The organism is Exilibacterium tricleocarpae (genome assembly GCF_007004655.1).
In the GTDB taxonomy this organism is placed as follows: Bacteria; Pseudomonadota; Gammaproteobacteria; order Pseudomonadales; family Cellvibrionaceae; genus Exilibacterium; species Exilibacterium tricleocarpae.
The window spans coordinates 1-3,530 of the sequence record NZ_ML660139.1; the positions used below are offsets into that span (position 1 = coordinate 1).

Genomic DNA, 3,530 nt, shown 5'->3' on the forward strand with positions numbered 1-3,530 from the left:
GTGGTAAAAGACTACATCTATGACGGACACAACCTGCGTTCACTAAGCCGGACCGGCGAAGGTTATGATCTCAGGTACAGTGTATATTCCAGCGCAGGACAGCTTTTATTTGAGGAGTCCATCGTCGACTGTACGCGCACCAGTTATATTCGTCTTGGTAGCTTGCTGATCGCTGGATCAGACAATGTGTCCTTCCCCGCTGAGTTGGACTCAGACGGCGATGGTATTACGGACTGCTTGGAGTCCCAGTTAGGACTTAACCCTAATGAAGCGGCTGACGCCGATGCGGATTTAGACGGCGATGGATTAAGCAATCGTCTGGAGATCGACAACGGAAGCGATATTGCCCTGCAGGATAGCGATGGTGATGGTATATCGGATGGCGATGAGGTCGCCGCGGGTACCAATCCGAATCACATGGACACAGATAACGATGGCATTGACGATGCATTAGAGGTGGCTACCCCAGGGCTGAACCCATTGGTTGCCGACACGGATCACGACGGTGTGGTGGATGGAAACGAATTGCATGCAGGACTGGACCCGCTCGATCCCGCTGATGGGAAATTGGATTATGACGGCGACGGTTTTAGTAATCGACAGGAAAGTTTAGCGGGTTCGGACCTTATTAGTCGTGTATCTACACCCACTCTCGGCACAGTGTTATGGCGTTATCAAACCGGAGCGTCAATAGAAGCCAATGCAATAGTAGGTCCGGATGGGGTTATTTATGTGGCATCTCGCGACGATCAACTACATGCCGTCTATCCGGACGGAACGACAAAATGGGCATACAGTACCGGTGGCGATATCTCCTCGGCGCCCGCGCTGGCACCTGACGGTACTGTTTATGTCGGTTCAGATGATAGAAAACTGCACGCGGTCAATCCTGATGGCTTCGGCGAATGGTTCTTTTTAACAAATGGGGATATCACCGGATCGCCGGCCATCGGTAATGATGGCACCGTTTACTTTGGCTCAGCCAACAAGTTTATGTATGCGGTAAGACCCGATGGCAGCCTGAAGTGGAGTTATGATGCGGGAGATTCAATTGCCTATTCATCGCCCGCTATGGGACCGGATGGCACGCTTTACTTTACCTCCGGTGACGGGTATCTCCATGCAGTCGGCTCGAACGGCGCCAGAAAGTGGCGCTTTTATGTGGGGGAGGGAGGCACCTCTCCGGCTATAGGATTGGGTGGCGTGATTTACTTAACAGCCGGGACTGGCTACCTCTATGCTATAAACCCGACCGGTGGTTTGAAATGGTCTTATGAGATGAGTCGAAGCCAGACTCGCTACCGATCGCCAGTGGTCGGCCGGGATGGCACAGTGTATATCGGCAACCAGGACCGCAGTGTTATGGCTGTAGATACAGAAGGTAACCTACTATGGACGTACCAGGCCAATGGCTCCACCTATACGCCTTCGATCGGCGCTGACGGCACTGTGTACATAGCTGCCCATGATGGTGAGGTGTATGCGCTGGACTCATTCGGTCAGTTAAATTGGTCTTATAATACCGGCCACAGTTTACTCTCAGCGCCCATGTTGGATAGCGATGGCACCCTCTACGTTACCTCTTTGAATGGACAATTGTATGCCTTGGTAGGAGATTCCGGTGGCTTGGCTGACGCACCCTGGCCGGTATTTCAACACGATGTATATGGATCGGGTAATCAATGCCGAACCGCCGAGGGCGTTGTCGATCTATCCGCCGACGCGGATGGTGACGGTATCCCTGATTGCACCGAGATAGTCAATGGGTTCAATCCAAATGACAGTGCAGATGCGGCACAAGACAGTGATGGCGATGGTTTAACGAATCTGGAGGAATATCAAAACAGTTCAAACTATTTCGATAGCGACTCGGACGGAGATGGGTATAGTGATGGTGACGAGGTCAATACATATGGCACTGATCCCAATGACAAGGATACTGACGCTGATGGATTAACCGACGGCTATGAGATATCCCAAGGACTCAATCCCCTGGACTCTGCCGAAGGCCTCTTAGATACGGATGGTGACGGTTTTAGTAATCGGCAGGAAGGGTTTACGGAATACGACCCGCTGGACGTCAATTCGACACCCCCGCGCGGCGCGCTACAGTGGACTTACAGTGTGCCACGGGACTTCGGGGCAGATCCCACTCTCGGCCTGGATGGCACCATATATGCTGGTTACAACTTTCGACTTTCGAGTTTTCGCTCAGGTTATCTTCAAGCAATCAAGCCCGACGGCAGTCTGATATGGTCAAGGAGCCATCCTGATTATGTATTATCGATAGCAATCGACGTTAATGGTGTAGCTTATTACAACACTGCCGATAACAATCTCAATGCTGTCGATGCTGATAAGACTCTGTTATGGCAATTTAACACGGGCAGTGAATTGGGGGCACCTGCCCTGGGGCGTAACGGTCATGTGTATGTTTTATCCAGGGATGGCACTTTTTACGCCTTAAACAGCAGCAACGGCGATGTTCTCTGGACCTATGAAACAGGGGGCTTTAGCAGGTTGCAACCGATAGTTGGCGCAGACGACACAGTTTATGTTTCAGCTGATAAGAAGCTTTACGCACTTAGTGCCACAGGAACGATAAGGTGGACCTACTACGGTGGTTCCGAATATAGATCGCCGCTGGCTATCGGATTGGACGGTACGATTTACCAGGGATATGGTCATGGTCTTCATGCCATCAACTCTGATGGGAGTCGCAAGTGGCTTTATGCTACAAGGGATTTTTTCAATACTGCTCCGGTGGTGGCAGCCGATGGAACTGTGTATGCCGCCGACAACCGTAGCTTTTATGCATTGAGCCCCACTAACGGGTCCTTGAAGTGGTCCAGTCGCTACAGTGGCAAGTCTCCTACCATAAGCAGAAATGGAACCCTATATTTTTTTTCGGATTCTACCTTTTATGCCGTGGATTCGAATGATAACAGGCAATGGTCTTATCGTGCGCCTGACTCCATTAGCTCCTCACCACTGATTGATACCGATGGCACAATCTATCTGACGGCCGGCAAAGACCTGATAGCCCTAGCTGACAACGCAGGAGGCCTGGGGAATACCCCGTGGAGTATAGCTGGCCACGACACAGGGCGCTCGGGTCATCAGTGTCGGGGTGAGCAGGGCCATTACAGTAACACGGCAGACAATGATGGTGACGGTATTACGGACTGTTACGAGTTTATCAGTGGTCTCGACCCAGACGATGGCAGTGATGCCAATCTGGATATAGATGCGGATGGTCTGACCAATAAAGAAGAATACCAGCTTCGCACGCATCCCAGAGTGAGCGATTTTGACGGAGACGGTTTAATTGATGGTGCTGAAGTAAACACCTATTTTACCAATCCACGTTCATCGGATACAGATCGTGATGGGATGGATGATGCCAGCGAAATCACCTACGGTTTTGATCCTCTCAGTGCATCCGATGGATTGCTCGACTTGGATAGTGATGGTTATAGCAATTGGCAGGAGGTTGCGGCAGGAACAGACCCCGAATCTGCACAAAGCTA

Annotated in this window: 1 protein-coding gene; it reads left to right on the forward strand. The window is 51.1% G+C overall.

Annotated features, from left to right (window positions below):
- A partial coding sequence (locus FKG94_RS28445) for a PQQ-binding-like beta-propeller repeat protein (protein WP_142930337.1) occupies window positions 1-3,530 on the forward strand: 3,530 nt, incomplete at both ends.